Annotated in this window: 1 protein-coding gene; it reads left to right on the forward strand. The window is 64.9% G+C overall.

The features are described 5' to 3' along the window. Window positions 1-177: 177 nt before the first annotated feature. Window positions 178-1,974 (forward strand): DUF4175 family protein (locus ACYVDE_RS21280; RefSeq protein WP_460503543.1); only part of this gene is annotated, 1,797 nt, incomplete at its 3' end.

The raw sequence follows: 1,974 nt of genomic DNA on the forward strand, positions 1-1,974 counted from the left end.
TCGGTCATCCTGAGCGCAGCGAAGGACCTTATCATGGCTGTACGGTTTGCAGTGAATCGACCGGCGCAAACATGATGAGGTCCTTCGCTGCGCTCAGGATGACCGACGTTCCTCTGATTAAGCTACTGAACCAAGCAGCCCGCTCCTGATGTATCTTTCCCGACTAAGACCTGATTTATGGCGGTGTTGATAAAGCAAGGGGCGACCACGGCCGAGTATCCCGCCCTGGCGCGGGTGCGGACGGAACTGGAGGCCTTTAAGCGCAAGTTTTACCTGAACCTGCTGGTGCGCGGCGCGCTGGTGGCCGGCGGGCTGCTGCTCACGCTATTCGTGGCCTTCAACGGGCTCGAATACTTCCTGTACCTGCCTACGGTGGTGCGGGCCGGGCTGCTGTTCGGCTTCATTGGCCTTACCGTGTACAGCTTCGCCCGCTGGATTTGGACGCCGCTGGCTGCCCTCACCAATCTGCGCCGGCTGCTTAGCGACGAGCAGGCCGCCCGCCGCGTGGGCGAGCTGTTTCCGGAAGTGCAGGACCGCCTGCTGAACGCCCTGCAGCTGCAGGGCCAGGCCCGCGACAACGCCCTGATTGCCGCCAGCCTGGAGCAGCGCGCTGCCCAAATGGGCAATATTTCCTTTGCCGAGGGCATCAATATTCAGCAACAGAGCAAGCCGCTGTGGAAATACGCGGCCATTCCGGCCGCCGTGCTGCTGGCGCTGCTGGCCTTTTACCCCAGCTTTCTGGTGCAGGGCACCGAGCGCATCTGGCACTACAAGCGGGCGTATTCGCCGCCCGCGCCGTTTCAGTTTCAGATTAAAAACCCCAAGCTGACGGCATTCCGGGGCGAGGATTTTACGCTGGACGTGGGCGTGGCGGGCGCAGCCCTGCCGGCCGACGTGAGCATCCTGCTCGACGGCGGCGAGCGGCGGCTGAGCAAGGTAGCGGGCCGCGGCGACGAATTTCGCTACACCTTCGAGCAGCCGCAGGGCGACGTCACGTTTCAGCTGAAAGGTGCCGGGTTTGCTTCGCCCGAATACCAACTCACGGTGCTGGAACGGCCCAACCTGCGCGATTTCAAGGTCAACATCACCTACCCGCCCTACACCGGCAAGCCGGCCGAAACCATCGAGAATGGCGGCAACCTGACGGTGCCCGAAGGCAGCACCGTGCGCTGGGAATTCGCCACGGCCGCCACCGACGAGCTGGCGCTGGTGTTCCAGAACCCCGACGAGACGCTGGCCGCCACCGGCGATGACGGTACTTTCACCGCCACGCGGCGCATCATGCGCTCGCAGCCCTACCTGCTGCGCCTGAAAAACCCGGCCAGCCTCAACCGTGACCCTATTTCCTACCAGCTCACGGCTGTGCCCGACTTGCCGCCCGCTCTCACGCTGGAGGCGTTTTCGGATACCGTGACGCGCCGCTTTCTGGCGCTGGGCGGCACCGTGCGCGACGACTATGGCCTGACCCGAGCCGAGCTGGTCATCACCGTGGCAAAGGGCCAGGGCGAGGCGGTGAAGTTCCGGGAGCTGCGACGCGACTTGAGCGGCGGGCTGGACGGGAGGGCGCAGGCCAGCCTGGGTAGCCTGCTCAACATGCCCAAGCTGGGATTAACCTACGGCGACGAGCTATACTTCTACCTCACCGCCCGCGACAACAACGGCCACACGGCCCGCACCGACGCTTACCTTGTGCAGTGGCAGGATACGGCCGTGGCTGAGGGCGCACTCGACCTGGGCATGGGCGTGAAGGTGGCCCCGGCCTACTTCCGCAGCCAGCGCCAGATTATCATCGACACCGACAAGCTGCTGGCCGAAAAGCCCCGGCTCGACGCCGCCACCTTCGCCGCCCGGGCCAATGCCCTGGGCTTCGACCAGCAAACCCTGCGCCTGCGCTACGGCAAGTTTCTGGGTGAGGAGTCGGAGGCCGGCATCGGGGCACCCGCGCCGCGCGCACCCATTGCCGAGGACGAGGAC

The organism is Hymenobacter agri, from assembly GCF_054778495.1.